17 protein-coding genes are annotated in these 17106 nt (G+C 60.8%); 8 read left to right on the forward strand and 9 right to left on the reverse strand.

Going from position 1 to position 17106, the window contains the following annotated elements; translation table 11 throughout:
- Positions 1–46: 46 nt before the first annotated feature.
- A complete protein-coding gene (locus tag QU606_RS21100) occupies positions 47–268 on the forward strand; it encodes a hypothetical protein (RefSeq protein WP_024075840.1) in 222 nt (73 codons plus the stop codon).
- Between the two features lie 102 nt (positions 269–370).
- Here QU606_RS21100 and QU606_RS21105 read toward each other — a convergent pair whose 3' ends face one another.
- From QU606_RS21105 to QU606_RS21120, 4 genes are all read right to left on the reverse strand, one after another.
- Positions 371–862, reverse strand: coding sequence for a GNAT family N-acetyltransferase (locus tag QU606_RS21105; protein ID WP_024075841.1), 492 nt, complete (start codon positions 860–862; stop codon positions 371–373).
- 174 nt (positions 863–1036) lie between these two features.
- On the reverse strand, positions 1037–2143 hold the full coding sequence (zapE, locus tag QU606_RS21110; RefSeq protein ID WP_024075842.1) for a cell division protein ZapE: 1107 nt from the start codon (positions 2141–2143) through the stop codon (positions 1037–1039).
- Positions 2144–2158: 15 nt separating this feature from the next.
- On the reverse strand, positions 2159–2500 hold the full coding sequence (locus QU606_RS21115) for a nuclear transport factor 2 family protein (protein WP_024075843.1): 342 nt from the start codon (positions 2498–2500) through the stop codon (positions 2159–2161).
- 50 nt (positions 2501–2550) lie between these two features.
- On the reverse strand, positions 2551–3267 hold the full coding sequence (locus QU606_RS21120; protein ID WP_024075844.1) for a YafY family protein: 717 nt from the start codon (positions 3265–3267) through the stop codon (positions 2551–2553).
- A gap of 209 nt (positions 3268–3476) precedes the next feature.
- Between QU606_RS21120 and QU606_RS21125 the strand changes: the two genes are divergently transcribed.
- A complete protein-coding gene (locus tag QU606_RS21125) occupies positions 3477–4397 on the forward strand; it encodes a bifunctional helix-turn-helix transcriptional regulator/GNAT family N-acetyltransferase (protein ID WP_069075823.1) in 921 nt (306 codons plus the stop codon).
- Positions 4398–4432: 35 nt separating this feature from the next.
- Here the strand turns inward: QU606_RS21125 and QU606_RS21130 are convergent, their stop codons facing one another.
- Together QU606_RS21130 and QU606_RS21135 are read right to left on the reverse strand one after the other, a co-directional pair.
- The gene (locus tag QU606_RS21130; protein WP_024075846.1) at positions 4433–5836 is read right to left on the reverse strand and encodes an MFS transporter; all 1404 of its coding nucleotides are present in this window, start codon (positions 5834–5836) and stop codon (positions 4433–4435) included.
- A 153-nt stretch (positions 5837–5989) separates the two neighbouring features.
- A complete protein-coding gene (locus QU606_RS21135; protein WP_304997473.1) occupies positions 5990–6511 on the reverse strand; it encodes a GNAT family N-acetyltransferase in 522 nt (173 codons plus the stop codon).
- Positions 6512–7036: 525 nt separating this feature from the next.
- Here QU606_RS21135 and proP point away from each other — a divergent pair.
- Positions 7037–8539 (forward strand): glycine betaine/L-proline transporter ProP, encoded by a 1503-nt coding sequence (gene proP / locus QU606_RS21140; protein ID WP_024075848.1) that lies wholly within the window; start codon positions 7037–7039, stop codon positions 8537–8539.
- Between the two features lie 56 nt (positions 8540–8595).
- Complete coding sequence (locus QU606_RS21145) at positions 8596–9102, forward strand: GAF domain-containing protein (protein ID WP_024075849.1); 507 nt, start codon at positions 8596–8598, stop codon at positions 9100–9102.
- Here QU606_RS21145 and QU606_RS21150 read toward each other — a convergent pair.
- The gene (locus QU606_RS21150; protein WP_024075850.1) at positions 9077–10000 is read right to left on the reverse strand and encodes an AraC family transcriptional regulator; all 924 of its coding nucleotides are present in this window, start codon (positions 9998–10000) and stop codon (positions 9077–9079) included. The genes QU606_RS21145 and QU606_RS21150 overlap by 26 nt on opposite strands.
- Before the next feature lie 166 nt (positions 10001–10166).
- Here QU606_RS21150 and QU606_RS21155 point away from each other — a divergent pair, with 166 nt between their 5' ends.
- Together QU606_RS21155 and QU606_RS21160 are read left to right on the forward strand one after the other, a co-directional pair.
- Entirely contained in the window at positions 10167–11189 is a 1023-nt protein-coding gene (locus QU606_RS21155) for an alpha/beta hydrolase (RefSeq protein ID WP_168232903.1), read from the forward strand.
- A gap of 57 nt (positions 11190–11246) precedes the next feature.
- Positions 11247–12452 (forward strand): MFS transporter, encoded by a 1206-nt coding sequence (locus QU606_RS21160; RefSeq protein ID WP_304997474.1) that lies wholly within the window; start codon positions 11247–11249, stop codon positions 12450–12452.
- On the opposite strand, the gene QU606_RS21165 is transcribed toward QU606_RS21160, so the two are convergent.
- Positions 12404–13147: an SDR family NAD(P)-dependent oxidoreductase gene (locus QU606_RS21165; protein WP_069081332.1), complete on the reverse strand. Its 744-nt coding sequence runs from the start codon at positions 13145–13147 to the stop codon at positions 12404–12406. The two genes, QU606_RS21160 and QU606_RS21165, sit on opposite strands and share 49 nt — an antisense overlap.
- 100 nt (positions 13148–13247) lie before the next feature.
- Between QU606_RS21165 and QU606_RS21170 the strand changes: the two genes are divergently transcribed.
- Positions 13248–13649, forward strand: a complete 402-nt coding sequence (locus tag QU606_RS21170; protein WP_102625344.1) for a helix-turn-helix domain-containing protein — start codon at positions 13248–13250, stop codon at positions 13647–13649.
- Between the two features lie 67 nt (positions 13650–13716).
- Positions 13717–16320, forward strand: coding sequence for an EAL domain-containing protein (locus QU606_RS21175; RefSeq protein WP_051448891.1), 2604 nt, complete (start codon positions 13717–13719; stop codon positions 16318–16320).
- Here the strand turns inward: QU606_RS21175 and QU606_RS21180 are convergent.
- Positions 16277–17098, reverse strand: a complete 822-nt coding sequence (locus QU606_RS21180) for a helix-turn-helix domain-containing protein (RefSeq protein ID WP_024075856.1) — start codon at positions 17096–17098, stop codon at positions 16277–16279. The two genes, QU606_RS21175 and QU606_RS21180, sit on opposite strands and share 44 nt — an antisense overlap.
- Positions 17099–17106 lie beyond the last annotated feature (8 nt).

Raw genomic sequence — 17106 nt, forward strand, 5'->3', positions numbered from 1 at the left:
ATCAAGGACAGAGCGGATACCGATCACTCTTAACGGGAACACTGCCATGAAACTCTCCACCCTGATGCTTGCCAGCCTGATGACCCTGACCTCCGCCGCCGCATTCGCAGAAGGCGGCTCAGAGCGTTCGAAGGCGTTTTACAACGACTTCAGTTTCGTCCAGCAAAAACTCCACGGCACCGCCGAACAAACGGAAGTCGCCGACGGCAAGACATTAAAAATCGACTCTGCCGAACAAAAAACGGCCGAGCCACAATCAAAGAGTTAATTAACGCTGACTTAATCCGCAACACCCTGTGCCATTCCGCTCCGTTGGCAAAGGTTTAATAGGCGCCATTTGATGGCGCCTTTTTTTTTCGCCGGTTATTTATTACAGCGGCTTGTTCCAGAACAACATGCGCCCATGGGCCGGATCGAACACCGAGTCGTCAAAACCGAACTTGCGGTAGGCCGACTGGGCCACGGCATTGCCCTCCAGCACTTCCAGGGTGATCTTGCAGCAGCCGCGCTGGCGAGCGATTTCCTCGACCTTGTGCAGCATCTTCTGGCTCAGCCCCAGGCCACGAAATGGATTCATCACCACCACGTCGTGAACATTGACCAATGGACGGCAGGCGAACGTGGAAAACCCTTCAAAACAGTTCACCAACCCGGCCGGTTCGCCACCGACAAACGCCAACACGCTAAAAGCATGGGGGCGTTTCGCCAGTTCCGCCGGGAGTTGGCGCAGCAAGTCCGACGGCAGGCTGTGCCCGCCCCCCATAGGGTCTTCTGCATAGTGGTTGAGCACACGACCAATGGCATCGGCATGCACGGGATTGGTGTAGCTGGCTTGCAGCACCAGAATGTCAGGGGTGTCCATTTCCTTCCTCAATCAAAAACAAAAAAGGGAATTCAGCTCCCTCCGAAGGGCACGATTGTAAGCATGGCGCCGGTAATAGATGAAGGAGATTAACTACAAATACCTGCCTGAAAACGCGAAGGTTATGCCGATCAAAATAGGTTGCCAGGTCATTCCAGGGCCTTTTTCGTACGCTCATACGCCAAAACGCTGTAATTGCATTTCCTGCAATCGGCTCAGGGTGCGACGGAACGGAAACTCCAGGTAGCCTTCGGTGTAGAGGCTTGCCAACGGGACCTTGGCTTCGATGAATAACGGCACCTTGCGGTCGTAGCATTCATCCACCAGCGCGATAAATCTGCGCACGCTGTCATCGTGTACCGAGAGCTCAGGCAATTCGCGATCCCCGGCCACCACGCGCTGGGCAGCGTCCTCGGTGCCACGGGCAATCCGGCCAGGGCGCCTTTGCGCACTGAGGTTGGGCACCTCCCCCAGCAAAATCGCTTTGAAACGGTCGCACAGCAGCATGAAGTCCATGGCGGCCAGGGGTTGTTCGCACAGGTCGGCATAGCGGCACCACAGCACGGTGTCACTGGCCTGCACAGCCACAATCGAGCGGTGCCCAACGCTGACCGCCCCACTGCTCACCCGTTGCCCCTGGCTCAGTTGTTTGAACAGCGTGGCCAACGCCTCCGGTTGGTTGACCCAATAACGCTGCACACCCACACCCGGATGCAGTCGATGATCCTCGCCACCGTCCACCGCCACCACGCGCATATGCTGCTTGATGGCCTCGATACCTGGCAGGAAACGCTCACGATTGAAACCGTCTGCATACAGTTGGTCGGGCGGCTGGTTTGAGGTGCAGACCATGACCACCCCCTCCTCGAACATGACCTGGAACAGGCGGCCAAGGATGATCGCATCACCAATGTCGCTGACGAATAACTCGTCGAAGCACAGCACCCGCACCTCCCGGCCCAGTTCACGGGCCAGGGCCTGCAACGGGTCGGGAATGCCGGAGAGCTGGAACAAGCGCTGATGCACCCAGCCCATGAAGTGATGGAAATGCTGGCGCCGCGCGGGTACACGCAGGCTGTGGTAGAACTGGTCCATCAACCAGGTTTTGCCCCGGCCCACCGGCCCCCATAGATACACCCCGGTGATCGGTGGGTGGCCCCGGTGCAGGGCTTCGTGACAGGCTTGCAGGGCATCCACTGCCTGGCGCTGGGCGTCATCGGCAACGAAGCCCTGCTGGGCGATGGCATGTTGATAAGCGGCGAGAGGCGAGTCGAAAGTCATGCGCGCCAGTATGACTTACACAGAGATATCCAGCCGTGAAATCTTGCCCTGCTCGTTCAGGCGAAAGGTGTAGCGCAACGCCAGCGGGCTGCCAGGGAAATTGCCCGAGACACTGTTGCTGACCAGCACCTTGCCGGTGCGGTGCTGTACGTTGAGCACCTCGACCCGCGGCTCGTAGCGCCGCCCGGTGTCTTCCATCCAGCGGGCGATGGCAGCAGGACCGACCTGATGCTCGCCCTCATCGAACACGTGGGCATCGTCGGCAAAACAATCGGCGACGGTCGAGGTGTCACCGCTGTTGGTCGCGGCGAGATAGGCAACGATGGCCGGGGCCAGCAGTGAATGGTGACCGGACATGGCACAGCTCCTTCTGAGTGGTTGTGGGGCCATGCTAAGCCAGGGTCGTGTCAGTTTTTGTCAGGAGTGAATGGCCCGGTGTCATTCTGTTCCAGCAATTTACGCCAGGCGCGCAGCCAGTCACTGCGTCGCCCCGGGTAGCGCTCGCCACGGGCTTGCGCGGTGGCGACACGGTCGGTCCGAAAGGTGCGATACGCGCCCCGCAGTTCGCACCAGGCCACGATCACCCGCACCTCATTGAGAAAACCCAGGGCTAAAGGCCAGATCAGGCGTTGACTCTGGGTCTGGCTGGCATCCGCGTAATCGATATGCAGCTTGGCCTGGCTGCGAATGGCCTCGCGAAACACATTCAACGGTACGCGGTTTTCCGGATAGCCGAACCCTGGCGGCCCCGGCAGCAGCGTCGGGTTGCGCAACGCCTCCTGGGCGGCGGGGTCCAGCACATCGGCAATTTTTGCCAGGGCGTTGGCCGCGGCGCGGCTGAGCACATCATCGCCACGCTGATCCACATAACGCAGGCCGAGCACGATGGCTTCAGTTTCCTCGGCGTTCAGCATCAAGGGCGGTAGAAACAAGCCACTGCGCAACACATACCCGACGCCCGCCTCCCCGAAGATCGGCGCGCCCAAGGCAGTCAAAGCGGCGATATCGCGATACAAGGTGCGCTCGGACACCTCCAACTGTGCGGCGAGCACAGCCGCGGTCACCGGGCGTTTCTTGCCTCGCAGGGCCTGGAGCAAAGACAGTAGACGAGTGGTACGCGACACGTTGATCCCGCCGGCAAAAGGAAAAATGTGCAGCAGCTTAGCAGAGCGTCCTGCCAGAAAATGTCAGGAGTAAAAAGCGCCTCATCACACCACAGGCCCACGTGAGAAACCGGTGTGACCGCCCTGATGAGCTTCGTTCTTTAAAGTGTTTGACATAGTTGCCTTAAGCAACAATATTATTGACTCAGGCAACCATAAGAGCATGCGCCATGTCCACATCCTTGCTTGTCGAACGCGCCGGCATCGTGCGCGGCTTCAATCGTTTCTATACCCATCAGATCGGCGTACTGCAGGAGCACCTGCTGCAAAGCGACTATTCCCTCACCGAGATCCGGGTGCTGTATGAGCTGTCGTCGCGCGGCGACCTGACCAGCGCCGACCTGTGCCAGATGCTCAGCCTGGATGCGGGCTACCTGAGCCGGTTGACCAGCGGTTTCGAAAAGCAAGGCTTGATCCAAAAGCTCCGCTCACCCACCGATGCGCGCGCGGTGCAATTGCACCTCACCGAACAAGGCCGCTCCGTGCTGGCACCCCTGGAGCAACGGACCCAGGACGAAGTCATTGCCCTGCTGCAAGCCCTGCCTGAGCCACAACAACAGCAACTGACCGCCGCCATGCAGCGCATTCAATCCTTGTTGCAAGGCACCCCGCCGAGCTACCTGCTGCGTGACCCGCAGCCAGGCGATATGGGCCTGGTGGTGCAGCAGCAATCGGCCTTGTATGCGCGGGAATACCAATGGAACTGGGAGTTCGAAGCACTGGTGGCGGAGATCGTCGCCAAGTACCTGCGCGAGTTCGACCCAACGCGTGAGCGCTGCTGGATCGCCGAAAAGGATGGCGCGGTGGTGGGTTCGGTATTCGTGGTGCGTCATGACGACAGCACCGCCCAACTGCGCATGCTCTACGTCGACGCCAGCGCCAGGGGCCTGGGTATCGGCCAGCGTCTGGTCGATGAATGCCTGCGCTTTGCCCGCGATGCCGGCTACACGCGCATGATGTTGTGGACCATGAGCGCGCTGACCGATGCGCGCAGGCTCTACCAGAAAGCCGGTTTCGAGCTGGAGGAAGAGGAACCTACCCTCAGTTTTGGCAAGGCCCTGGTCAGCCAGACCTGGGCCCGCGCACTGTAAAAAAAAGGGCCTGGAGAACCCAGGCCCTGGCCCTTTTACAGGTCGGTGATTTCCTTGTGGCGTGGCACCAGCGTCTTCATCACGCTCCAGGCCACCAGGTAAGCCAGCGCGCAGATCGCGAACATGATCATGTAGCCGGTGTGGATATCGCCGATGGACTTGTAGTAATCGAACACCCAGCCCCCGATCTTGGTCATCACCACCCCGCCCAGGCCACCGGCCATGCCGCCAATGCCGACCACCGACGCCACGGTTTTCTGCGGGAACATGTCGGACACGGTGGTGAAGATATTGCACGACCACGCCTGGTGCGCCGAGGCGCCCACACCAATCAACAACACCGGCACCCAGAAGCTGATATAGCCCAGGGGCTGTGCCAGCAATACCACCAGCGGGAACAACGCGATCACCAGCATGGCTTTCATCCGCCCGTCATAGGGCGCGTCGCCACGGGCCATGAAGTAGCTGGGGAACCAGCCGCCGCCGATGCTGCCGACCATGGTCATGCTGTACAGCACCGCCAGCGGCATGACGATATCGGCGCCTTTCATGCCGTATTGCGCCGACAGGTAGGTGGGCAACCAGAACAGGAAGAACCACCACACGCCGTCGGTCATGAACTTGCCAAAGGCAAACGCCCAGGTCTGGCGGTAGGTGAGCAACTTGAACCATGAGACTTTCTTCTCGACCGCGCCCGCCATTGCCGGGGGGAATGGCTGCACCGTCTGGTCGCTGCGAATGTACGCCAGCTCCTCGGCAGACAGGCGTTTTTGCTGCTCCGGCTTTTCGTAGACCGCTGCCCACACCGCGACCCAGACGAAGCCGAGCATGCCGATGACCATAAAGGCCGCTTCCCACCCCCACATCCCGGCGATCAGCGGCACGCAAATCGGTGCCAGGATCGCGCCGACGTTGGCGCCCGAGTTGAAAATACCGGTGGCCAGGGAGCGCTCTTTCTTTGGGAAATACTCGGCAGTGGCCTTGATCGCAATCGGAAAGTTACCCGCTTCGCCAATCGCCAATACCGCGCGCGACAGCATGAAGCCGGCGATGGAGACCGGGATCACCGCCAGACCGATCGCCCCGCTCACGGCAGCAATCCCCTCACCCATCGGTACCGAGAACGCATGCATGATGGCGCCGGTGGACCAGATCGCAATCGCGATCACATACGCCGCCTTGGTGCCGATCTTGTCGACGAACCGCCCGGCAAACAGCATGGAAATCGCATAGACAAACTGAAACACCGCCGCAATGTTGGCGTAGTCGGTGTTGCTCCAGCCGAATTGCGTGGACAACTGCGGCGCCAACAGGCTGAGCACCTGGCGGTCGAGGTAATTGACGGTGGTGGCGAAGAACAGCATCGCGCAGATGGTCCAGCGATAGTTGCCTACAGCTTGGCCAACGCGCTGGGCGTTGATGGGCTCGATCAAGTTCATGGCATCACTTTTTATTTTTGTTAGGTAGGACACATGTAACGTCATATGTCGTCGTACAACTGTGGCTTTTATATCGGGCTGCCTACTCGCTGTCAATGTGAAATATTGAGGCTTTTGTGGGCTATCGCGCGGGGGTGAAAAATGTCAACGCAGCTATGTTGTAGGACAACAAACGCGCATCACCCGGCTCGGCGCTTTGCCGGGCACATCATCGAGCACACCGAATGGCTGCATGCCGACCTTCTCCAGCACACGGATCGACGCCGCGTGGTCGGGCCGCACCAGGCCGAACACCTCCGGTAAACCGAGGGTGTCAAACGCCAGCGCCAGGGCATCGCGCGCCAACTCTGTGGCATAGCCCTGCCCCCAGGCTTCCACGGCGAAGCGATAGCCCAGGTTGATGCGCGGTTGCGAGAGGTAGTTGAGCGGCGCAATACCGCCGAAGCCGATGATGTGCTCCGGGGCTTGCCGATGGGCAATCGCCCACCAGCCATAGCCGTGGGTGGCCCACTGTGCGATCCAGTGGTCGAGCAGGTGTTGGGCAGCGGACAGGCTGGGCATGGGCCCGGCGGGATTGAAGAGGTTGGTTTGGGAATCGCCGAAGATCGCAAACAATCGCTGCACGTCCCCAGGCAGTGGCTGACGGTAGACAAGACGGGAAGTGGTGGCGGGCATCGGGATCAGTCCTCTTCAAAACTGTGGCTAGCGGGCTTGCCCCGCGTTGGGCTGTGAAGCAGCCCCAAAACCAGGCGCCTCGGCGTACCTGATGTTTAACCGTTGTGCTGATGGGGGCTGCTGCGCAGCCCAACGCGGGGCAAGCCCTAATGCCGTTCAGTTAAGCGTACATCGCCTTCTGTAGGAGCGAGCTTGCTCGCGAAAAACGTCAACGATAACGCGTGTTTCCTGAATCAACGCGGCGCTTGTGAGTTTTTCGCGAGCAAGCTCGCTCCTACAAAAAAGCCTTAACTGAACGGCATTAGGGCAAGCCCGCTCGCCACAACAGGCGCGCTCACCACAACAGGTCCGCTCGGCACTGGGGAAGCGCCTCCCCCGAAAATCCTGGCGATTGCAGGCAAATTGCGCCCCAGGCAAAAAAACGTAAATAACGGTGAATTATTTCGTGTCCGCTTATATCTGAACTGACAGAGCGGTGCCATCGCAACGATGGCACCTCCCCTGTTCTGTTTTAGAGTGGCCCGCATGAAATTACGTAAGAAAAGCGTCAAACCCATCGGTTTGAAAGACATCACCATCGTCGACGACGCCAAGATGCGCAAGGCGATCACCGCCGCGGCATTGGGCAACGCCATGGAATGGTTCGACTTTGGTGTCTATGGGTTTGTTGCCTATGTGCTCGGCAAGGTGTTCTTCCCCGACGCCTCCCCCAGCGTCCAAATGATCGCTGCCCTGGCCACCTTCTCCGTGCCCTTCCTGATTCGCCCCCTCGGTGGCCTGTTCTTCGGCGCGCTGGGGGACAAATACGGGCGACAAAAAGTCCTCGCCGCCACCATCGTGATCATGTCGTTGAGCACCTTCGCCATCGGCTTGATTCCCGGTTATGCCTCGATTGGCATCTGGGCACCGATCCTGCTGCTGTTGTGCAAGATGGCCCAAGGGTTCTCGGTAGGCGGTGAATACACCGGCGCCTCGATTTTCGTTGCCGAATACGCGCCCGACCGCAAGCGCGGCTTCCTCGGCAGCTGGCTGGACTTCGGTTCCATCGCCGGTTTTGTCCTCGGCGCCGGTGTGGTTGTACTGATCTCCAGCGTCCTGGGCGAAGCCGACTTCGAGTCCTGGGGCTGGCGCTTGCCGTTCTTTCTCGCCCTGCCCCTGGGCCTCATCGGCCTATACCTGCGCCATGCACTGGAAGAAACCCCCGCCTTCCAACAACATGTCGATAAGCTCGAACAGGGCGACCGCGAAGGCCTGACCCATGGCCCCAAGGTGTCCTTCAAGGAAATCGCCACCCAGCATTGGCGCAGCCTGCTGACCTGCATCGGGATCGTCGCGGCGACCAACGTGACGTACTACATGCTGCTCACCTACATGCCCAGCTACCTGTCCCATAACCTGCATTACAAAGAAAACAGCGGCGTGCTGATCATCATCGCGATCATGGTCGGCATGCTGTTCGTGCAGCCGTTCATTGGCTTTATCAGCGACAAGGTCGGGCGCAAGCCGTTCATCATCGCGGGCAGCATCGGCCTGCTGTTTCTCTCGATCCCGGCGTTCATGCTGATCACCAGCGGCAAGATCGGCCTGATCTTCAGCGGCTTGCTGATCCTGGCCATCGTGCTTAACTTCTTCATCGGCGTGATGGCCTCGACCCTGCCTGCGATGTTCCCCACCCACCTGCGCTACAGCGCCCTGGCCAGCGCGTTCAACGTCTCGGTATTGATCGCCGGCGTAACGCCGACCGCCGTGGCCTGGCTGGTGGAAAGCACCAACGACCTGTACATGCCCGCCTATTACCTGATGGTATTTGCCGTGGTGGGCCTGGTCACCGGCCTGACCATGAAGGAAACCGCCAACAAACCCCTGCGCGGCGCGGCACCAGCGGCTTCCGACATGGCAGAAGCCAAGGAGCTGCTGCAAGAGCACCACGACAATATTGAGCAGAAAATCGAAGACATCGACGCCGAGATCGCCGAGCTGGAAGCCAAGCGCCAGAACCTCGTGCAGCAGCATCCGCGCATTAATTAAGACCTTATCGCGCGTGGCGACCAGGGTCGCCACGCCATTGGATTGGAGTGTTGAGCATGGTTCCAAGCGTCACTGCTACACACGCGTTACTCAGCGCCGATGAACGCGCTGCCATCGCCGAAATAGAAGCCACCACCAGCATCCTGCAACTGGTTACCCGCCTGACGGGCATGCGCTTCGCCGGCATCGCCAAATTCACCGACCTGGAATGGATCGTCTGCTCCGTGCACGACCCCCTCGACATGGGCATCCATGTCGATGACGTGCTCGACCTGGAAACCACCCTGTGCAGTGAGTTCTGTATCAACCCCCATACCTTGTTCATCCCGCAAGTCAGCCAGAACGGCCGCTTTGCCGCACGCCCGGTGGTCAAGCAATACGCCATCGAGAGCTACGCAGGCGCACCGATTTTCCTCCCCGACGGCCGCCTGTTCGGCGCGCTGTGTGCACTGGATTCGAGGGCAATGCTGTTCGATGACCCCAACCTGCCGGAAACCCTCAGCCTGTTCGCCCGCCTGATCGGCTGCATCTTCTACGCTAACTTGACGACGACTGAGCATTGATCTCTGACTTACCGCGCAACGCGGCAATGTCTCGCTTGGGTGGCGCGCCAAACAGGCGGCTGTATTCGCGGCTGAACTGGGACGGGCTTTCATAACCCACCTTGAACGCTGCACGGGAGACATCCTGGTGCTCGTTCAACATCAATCGTCGCGCCTCGTTCAAGCGCAACCACTTCTGGTACTGCAACGGGCTCATCGCCGTCAGTTGGCGGAAGTGATGGTGAAAGGTGGCGGCGCTCATCTGCACCCGCGCCGCCAGTTCCTCTATACGCAGCGTCGCGTCGTAGTTGAGCTTCAGCCAGTCGACGGCCTTGGCGATTCGATAGCCCTGCCCGTCAACCGCACAGATCTGGCGCAGCCGAACCGCCTGGTCGCTCTTGAGCAGCCGGTAATGAATTTCACGGCTGATCAGCGGGGCCAGAACCGGTATCGCTTCCGGCTCATCGAGCAGCGCCACCAGGCGCGCAAAGGATGCAAGCATCCCGTCGGTGATCGCGCCAATCCCAACCCCCTTCATCACCGCGGGTTCACGCAGCGGCGGCAGCTCACTCTGGGCGATCAGTTCGGTCAATACGCGCAGGTCCAACTGGAACGTCAGCCCCAGGCAAGGGTTAGCGGGACTGGCGACCCGCACTTGCGAATTGGCCGGGATGTCCAGGGAAGTGAGCAGGAAACGGGACGTGTCATACGGGTACCCCTCGCCGCCGACCCACAGCTGTTTCTCGCCCTGGGCCACGAGGATGACGCTGGGCTCGACCATGCACACCACTGGCGCCGAAGGATGCTCACGTCGATAAAACCCCAGGCCCGGGATCGGCATGGCGTAGTCGCCGGGTGTCGAGATACGCGAGCCGATGGACTGCACCAGCGTCGCCAGGAGGGAATGATTGATCGTCATGACAGGCTCTTTGCTTTCGTCTCGGAACTGTAGCGCGCCAGCCGTTGGGCGTCCCCGACAAACCTCAAAACTCAGAGGATCAGGCAAGTAATCCAGTGGAACGCACTACAGGACCACGGGCTGCATCGGGAAAATGGGCACACCAACTTCGCCAAGGGAACCGCCAATGAAAAGCCTCTTGTTCGCCCTGGGTTTGTTGGTGACCTCTTTTTCCTCACTGGGAGCCGACATGTCCAACGGTGCAAGTAACTTCTACACCAGCGACAAGGTGAGCGTGGAAAAGGTCACCTTCAACAACCAATACGGCATGCGGGTGGCGGGCAATCTGTTCGTGCCCAAACACCTCGCACCCACCACAAAGAATGCCGCAATCATCGTGGGCCACCCGATGGGAGCCGTCAAAGAACAAAGCGCCAACCTGTACGCCACCAAGATGGCCGAACAGGGCTTTGTCGCCCTGTCCCTGGACCTATCGTTCTGGGGTGAAAGCGCAGGCACGCCGCGCAATGCGGTGCTGCCCGACCTCTATAGCGAAGATTTCAGTGCCGCCGTGGATTTCCTCGGCAGCCGCCCGATGGTCGACCGTGAACGCATTGGCGTCATCGGCGTGTGTGGCAGTGGCAGCTTCGCCATCAGCGCGGCGAAAATCGACCCACGCCTCAAGGCCATCGCCACGGTCAGCATGTACGACATGGGCGCCGCCAACCGTAACGGGCTCAAGCACGGCGTGACCCTGGAACAACGCCGGCAGGTGCTGCTCCAGGCCGCCAACCAGCGCTATGTTGAGTTCCAAGGTGGCGAAACCCTCTACACCGGTGGTACGCCGCATGTGCTGACCGGCGATGCCGTGGGGGATGAGTTCTACGATTTCTACCGCACACCACGTGGGGAGTTCACCCCGTCCGGAGCCTCGGCACGGACCACCACCCGGCCAACGCTGACCAGCAACGTGAAGTTCATGAACTTCTACCCGTTCAACGACATCGAGACGATCTCCCCACGCCCGCTGTTGCTGATTGCCGGCGCCAATGCCCACTCCCGTGAATTCAGCGAGGACGCCTACGCCCGTGCCGCGCAACCCAAGACGCTGCTGATCGTGCCCAACGCCGGGCACGTGGATCTCTATGACCGAGTCGACCTGATCCCCTTTGCCCAGCTCACCACCTTCTTCCGCACGTACTTGAAATAACCGCCTCGATGCGCGGCCTCACTGTCGAGGCCGCCGCTCACACAGAAGGACTCCCCCATGGACCACTCCTCCTCTCGCCCACGCTGGGGCGCCGTGCTCGCCTTGTCCCTGGCCGCCTTTGCCCTGGTGGCCTCCGAGTTCATGCCCGTAAGCCTGCTCAGCCCCTTGGCCGCCGACCTGAACATCAGCGAAGGCCAGGCCGGCCAAGGTATTTCCGTCTCCGGGTTGTTTGCCTTGTTGACCAGCCTGGTTATCGCCACCGTCGCTGCCCGGGTCGATCGCAAGCGCCTGCTGATCGCCCTGACCCTGCTGATGATCCTGTCCGGCACGGTGGTGGCGTTGGCCCCGAATTACGGGGTGTTCATGCTGGGCCGCGCGTTGATCGGCGTCGCCATCGGCGGCTTCTGGTCGCTGTCGGCCGCCACCGCCATGCGTTTGGTACCGACACCCCAGGTACCGCGTGCCTTGGCCATCGTCAACGGCGGCAACGCCCTCGCAACGGTGATCGCCGCACCGCTGGGCAGCTTTGTCGGCGGACTGATCGGTTGGCGAGGCGCATTTTTCTGCGTGGTTCCGGTCGCCATCGTCGCCGTGGCATGGCTGCTGATAAGCCTGCCGTCAATCAAGCCGCGTGCTGAAGGGGCGTCCTCCAATGGCCTGCGCCTGATGAACCATCGGCCGGTGGCCTTGGGCATGCTCGCCGTCAGTGTGTTTTTCATGGGCCAGTTCATGCTGTTCACCTACCTGCGGCCGTTCCTGGAAGGCGTGACCCGGGCCAGCGTTTCTAAGCTCTCGCTGATGTTGCTGGTGCTTGGCCTGGCCGGCCTGGCGGGCACGTTCCTGATCGAGCGTTTCCTGAAAAACCACCTGTACGCCACGTTGACCGTCATTCCTGTATTGATGGCGCTGACCGCCGTGGCCTTGGTCGCCTTTGGCGGTTCATCGCTCATCACCGCAATGCTGCTGGGCGTTTGGGGCCTGGTGGCCACCGCCGCACCGGTTGGCTGGTGGACCTGGCTGGCCAAGGTCCTGCCGGATGATGCGGAAGCCGGCGGCGGCTTGATGGTGGCGATCATCCAATTGGCGATCGCCCTGGGCGCCATCGTCGGCGGTTGGGTATTCGACCTCAGCGGCTACCGGGCCACGTTCGAGTCAAGTGCCGCGGTACTGAGCGCCGCGGCGTTGCTGGCCTGGCTGGCTGGGCGCGCCAGCCACTATCGCGCGCTGTCGATGATTTGCCCGCCATCAGGGGTCAGGCTGTAGCCGGTAATGAACTGCGCGTCCTGGCTGGCCAGGAAAAGCGCGACTGGCGCGATGTCCTCCTCCGGCGAGCCATAGCGTCCCAGTACATTGGTCGGCGCGGGCGCGTCGTAAGCGTCGCCCCAGGTGTCGGCCACCGGTAACAGGTTATTCACCGTGATGTTGTCCACGCCCCATTCCCGCGCCGCCGAACGCGTCAAGGCGCGCACCGCTTCCTTGGCGATGTTGTAGGGCGCGTAGCCTTGCAGGCCGATAATGCCCGCCAACGATCCGAAGTTGATCACCCGCCCTGCGCCGCTGGCCTTCAGATACGGATAACACGCCTGCATGGTCCGCAGGTAGGCGATGGGCCCCATGTCGAAATTGCGTTGCAGTTGCTCCACGGGCAGGTCGAGGACCGATGAAAACACCACACTGGGGTCGAATGCGTTGTTCACCAGGATATCGATGCCGCCGTAGGTGGCCACAACGTCCTGCACTGCTGCGCTGACCTGCGCGGCGTCGGACAGATCGCACACGACGCCCAGCGCTGTGCCGCCAGCGGCCTGGATATCGGCCACCACGCGCTCGACGTTTGCCGCCGTACGCGAGACCACCGCGACCTTGGCGCCCTGCGCCGCAAATAACTGCGCCGTGGCACGGCCGATACCGCGTCCGGCGCCGGTCACGATGGCTACTTTTCCGTTGAGTCGGGACATGTGTTTTCTCCATGGGATACAGGGTTTATTGCAGCGGGTTTGCGCTAAGATCCCTGGCAACATGAATCGACACAAGTAGGATGAAAAAGTGGCAGTCAGTATGGAAAACCAGACTAAAAGCGCTGAAAAGCCGAATATGCACGAAGAAATGCGACGCGCATTCTCACTGCTTTCAGGCAAGTGGAAGCTGGAAATCATGTGGCTGTTGAACCAGCGTGTTTATCGGTTTGGTGAGCTGCGCAAGGCGATCGGTGGCATTACCCAGCACATGCTCACGGCGCAACTGCGGGAACTGGAAAACGACGGCTTGATCACCCGCACGGTGTTCGCCGAAGTGCCACCCCGGGTCGAATATGAAATGACCGAAAAAGCCCGCGCACTGGGGCCGACGATGCAGGCATTGATGCTGTGGTGGAGCGAATACGGCGACAGTGTTCCAGTGAAGCCCAACCCGCGCGGGCGCACGGCGCTCCAGCGCGAACGACAACCGCTGAAACCCTAATTGTTTTGCCCGCGCCGCCGATAACCAGGCATCCCCCCTGACTTGCAGCAATACGCTGCGGGAAACAATGCCGAACTCTCTTACCCCGATGGTGCGCAAGCTTTCCAACCGTACCAGCCTGTCGCTGACGCGTACCTCGCTGTTCAATTTCATCGCCTTGCTGACGTTGGTATTTGCAGCCGCTGCCTATTCGTTGGTTTACCTCGCCCATGACCTGGACCACTCCGAGCAGCAAGAGAGCGCGTTCTATACCCGCAAAGCGGTGCAATCCCTGGAGAAATCGCTGCGGGTCACCGTCAAAGACTACGCGTTCTGGAGCGATGCCTATAAGCACCTTCATATGACGGTGGACAGCGACTGGGCCTATAGTCGCGGCAACGTCGGGGCAACGCTGTACCAGGACTTCGGCTTCCAGGGCCTGTTTGTGGTCAACGACGTCAATCACACCGTTTACGCCGTGATTGGGGGCAAGCTGCGCAGCATTGAACTCAGCCAATGGCTCGACCAACCCCTGACCGAGATTATCGAACAGGCGCGTGCAGGCGCTGAAAATGAAACGCCGGTCACGGCCTTCATCAACGTGCGTGGCAGCCCCGCGCTCGTAGCCGCTGCGGCGATCACCCCGGGCACCGACCCGACGGTCATAGCGGACGACCGGCCAGCGTCAGTGCTGATCTTCGTCGACATCCTCGACAGCGCCAAACTGACCACGATCGGCGATGACTTTGGCGTCAGCAAACTGCACGTCGCCACTGCCGATGACATCGGCCAGACCCTGGTTTTCCCCCTCGGCGATAACGGCGCCGCCGGCAGCCTGCACTGGGAGCCTGCCCGTCCCGGCCTGCGGCTGATGGGCGTAGGCTTGCCACTGTTGGGGCTGGCCGCGTTGCTGGTGTGCCTGATGACGTGGGTGATTTTGCGCCGAGCCACTGCCGCGGCCCTCGCCCTGGATGCCAGCCACGCTTCGCTGCAAGACAGCCAGAATGCCTTGGCCACCAGCGAAGCACGCTTTCGCGATGTGGTGGAGGCCAGTTCTGACTGGGTCTGGGAAATCGACGCCCAATGGCGCTTCACCTACTTGTCGGAGCGTTTCGAAAGTGTCACCGGCCTGGCGCGGCAAGCCTGGATCGGCGCCGCGATGAGCGACTTGCTGGACACCGAAGCCGGCCTGCTTTCGCAATGGCTGAACACCCCGGGCCGATGCGTGGATATCAGCGTGCAGTGCCGCTATTTCGATGCTCAGGGGCAGGAACGCACCACGCGGCTATCGGCACGGGAAATGCCCTGCGGCGGTTTTCGCGGTACGGCCACCGACGTGACTGAAGAGGTCGAATCACGTCGGCGCATCGAGTTTTTGTCCCAGCATGATGCCTTGACCGGGCTGCCTAATCGCACGCGCCTGCAAGCGTTCCTGGATGGCAAACTCAAGGCCCTGCCCCACGCCGGACACCCCTTGGTAATGCTCAGCCTGGACCTGGATCGGTTCAAGCCGGTCAATGATCTGCTGGGGCACGCCGCCGGTGATCGGGTGCTCAATGAAGTGTCGAGCCGCCTGACCAACTGTGTGCGCCATGGCGACCTGGTTTCCCGCGTCGGCGGCGATGAATTTGTGCTGATCCTGAGCGAAGCAGGCACTCAAGACGAAGTCGAAAGCCTCTGCAAGCGCTTGATCGAGTCTATCGAGCACGCCATCCGAATCGACGAACAGGAGGTCTTCATCAGCGCCAGTATCGGCATTGCCATCGCCCCCGACGACGCCCACGAAGCCAGCGAACTGCTGCGCTACGCCGACATTGCGTTATACGAAGCGAAAGCGGCCGGCCGCAACACCTGGCGGTTTTACTCCGGCGAAATGAACACGCGGATCATCGAACGTCGGCGCCTGGAAAGCGACCTGCGCTATGCGATCAAGCACGCAGAATTACGCCTGCACTTCCAACCGCGCTATCGCATTGCCGATGGGCTGATGGTGGGAGCCGAAGCGCTGGTTCGCTGGCAGCATCCGCAGCGCGGCTTGATCGCGCCGGACACCTTCATTCCGATTGCCGAAGAGTCCGGGCTGATCCTGTCGCTGAGCGACTGGGTGCTTGAAAACGCCTGCACCTGCGCGGCCCAGTGGCCGGACACGCTGTTTGTCTCGGTCAACCTGTCGCCCACCGAATTCAAGCGCGGCAACCTGGTGGAGCGCGTACGACACGCCCTTGACAGCTCAGGCATCGACCCTTCGCGCCTGGAATTGGAAGTGACCGAAAGCGTGATGCTCGAGGATGCCGTCGGCGCGCTGGAGGTGATGCACACGCTCAAGCAATTGGGCATCCGCATCGCCATGGATGACTTCGGTACTGGCTATTCGTCCCTGAGCTACTTGCGCGCCTTCCCGTTCGACGGCTTGAAAATAGACCGCAGTTTCTTGACCCGGCTGGCAGAAAGCGCCGACGACAAGGCAATCATCCAGGCCATCGTGGGGTTGGGCCGTGCCCTGGCGTTGACGGTCACCGCGGAGGGCATTGAAACCGCCGAACACCTGGCCATGCTCAAGGCCGTGGACTGTGACGAGGGGCAAGGCTACTTCCTCAGCCGGCCGCTGGACCTCGATACATTCAACGGCCTGCTGGGCGTGGACCGCGTTATCGGAAAAAATGACTCGGCGTCTTGCCAAACTGTTTCTTGAACATGCTGGTAAAGGCACTCGGGCTTTCGTAGCCCAGCCCGAGGGCGACGTCGATAATCTTCTGCCCCACGGCAAGGCGCTCCAGTGCCAGCAGCAACCGCGCTTGCTGGCGCCACTGGCCAAAGGTCATGCCGGTTTCCTTGCGAAACAGGCGCTGGATGGTTTTCTGGTCCAGGTCCAGGCGCTCGCTCCAATCGGCGACAGTGGAGGCATCGCCGGGGTCATCCTGCCACGCCACGCAGATCTGGTTGATTCGCGGGTCGGCGGGCTGCGGCAGCGACAACGGCAAGGCCGGCAACAGCGCAAGCTCGTCGAGTATCAGGTGCATGATCCGCGCATCGCGCGAGTCTTCGGCATACGGCGGCTTCAGGCTCACCGACGCCTTGATCAATTCGCTGAGCAGCGGCGAAACGCTCACCGCCTTGGTCTCGGTGGGCAGGTTCGGGAAACTGTCGGGGCGTACAAACACACTGCGCATCTTCAGCGGCCCCACACACCGCAGGGAATGCCGATGGCCGCAGGGCATCCAGAAACCGCGATTGGGCGGCACCGTCCACTGGTTGTGCGCCGAATGCACCACCATCACGCCCTCGATGGCGTAGAGCAGTTGATGCTTCTCATGGCTGTGCTCGGGGATCACCCAGTTCTCGGGATAGTCAGTGGCCGAACTGATGACGGTCCAGGCGCCCTCATCGATTTCTTGCAGAAATAGATCCAGTGATTTGATGATTTCGCCCTTTTTGCAATGGTTACTGCCCGAATTTCGCGAGACAGGCATTTTCGGCA

The organism is Pseudomonas sp. OVF7 (assembly GCF_030644265.1).
GTDB classification, from domain to species: domain Bacteria; phylum Pseudomonadota; class Gammaproteobacteria; order Pseudomonadales; family Pseudomonadaceae; genus Aquipseudomonas; species Aquipseudomonas gorinensis.

What these genes read in the sequence shown, in the direction of transcription:
- QU606_RS21100 (WP_024075840.1), top strand. Translation starts at nt 47, where the DNA reads ATGAAACTCTCCACCCTGATGCTTGCCAGCCTGATGACCCTGACCTCC.
- QU606_RS21105 (WP_024075841.1), bottom strand. Translation starts at nt 862, where the DNA reads ATGGACACCCCTGACATTCTGGTGCTGCAAGCCAGCTACACCAATCCC.
- zapE (WP_024075842.1), bottom strand. Translation starts at nt 2,143, where the DNA reads ATGACTTTCGACTCGCCTCTCGCCGCTTATCAACATGCCATCGCCCAG.
- QU606_RS21115 (WP_024075843.1), bottom strand. Translation starts at nt 2,500, where the DNA reads ATGTCCGGTCACCATTCACTGCTGGCCCCGGCCATCGTTGCCTATCTC.
- QU606_RS21125 (WP_069075823.1), top strand. Translation starts at nt 3,477, where the DNA reads ATGTCCACATCCTTGCTTGTCGAACGCGCCGGCATCGTGCGCGGCTTC.
- QU606_RS21130 (WP_024075846.1), bottom strand. Translation starts at nt 5,836, where the DNA reads ATGAACTTGATCGAGCCCATCAACGCCCAGCGCGTTGGCCAAGCTGTA.
- QU606_RS21135 (WP_304997473.1), bottom strand. Translation starts at nt 6,511, where the DNA reads ATGCCCGCCACCACTTCCCGTCTTGTCTACCGTCAGCCACTGCCTGGG.
- proP (WP_024075848.1), top strand. Translation starts at nt 7,037, where the DNA reads ATGAAATTACGTAAGAAAAGCGTCAAACCCATCGGTTTGAAAGACATC.
- QU606_RS21145 (WP_024075849.1), top strand. Translation starts at nt 8,596, where the DNA reads ATGGTTCCAAGCGTCACTGCTACACACGCGTTACTCAGCGCCGATGAA.
- QU606_RS21150 (WP_024075850.1), bottom strand. Translation starts at nt 10,000, where the DNA reads ATGACGATCAATCATTCCCTCCTGGCGACGCTGGTGCAGTCCATCGGC.
- QU606_RS21155 (WP_168232903.1), top strand. Translation starts at nt 10,167, where the DNA reads ATGAAAAGCCTCTTGTTCGCCCTGGGTTTGTTGGTGACCTCTTTTTCC.
- QU606_RS21160 (WP_304997474.1), top strand. Translation starts at nt 11,247, where the DNA reads ATGGACCACTCCTCCTCTCGCCCACGCTGGGGCGCCGTGCTCGCCTTG.
- QU606_RS21165 (WP_069081332.1), bottom strand. Translation starts at nt 13,147, where the DNA reads ATGTCCCGACTCAACGGAAAAGTAGCCATCGTGACCGGCGCCGGACGC.
- QU606_RS21170 (WP_102625344.1), top strand. Translation starts at nt 13,248, where the DNA reads ATGGAAAACCAGACTAAAAGCGCTGAAAAGCCGAATATGCACGAAGAA.
- QU606_RS21175 (WP_051448891.1), top strand. Translation starts at nt 13,717, where the DNA reads ATGCCGAACTCTCTTACCCCGATGGTGCGCAAGCTTTCCAACCGTACC.
- QU606_RS21180 (WP_024075856.1), bottom strand. Translation starts at nt 17,098, where the DNA reads ATGCCTGTCTCGCGAAATTCGGGCAGTAACCATTGCAAAAAGGGCGAA.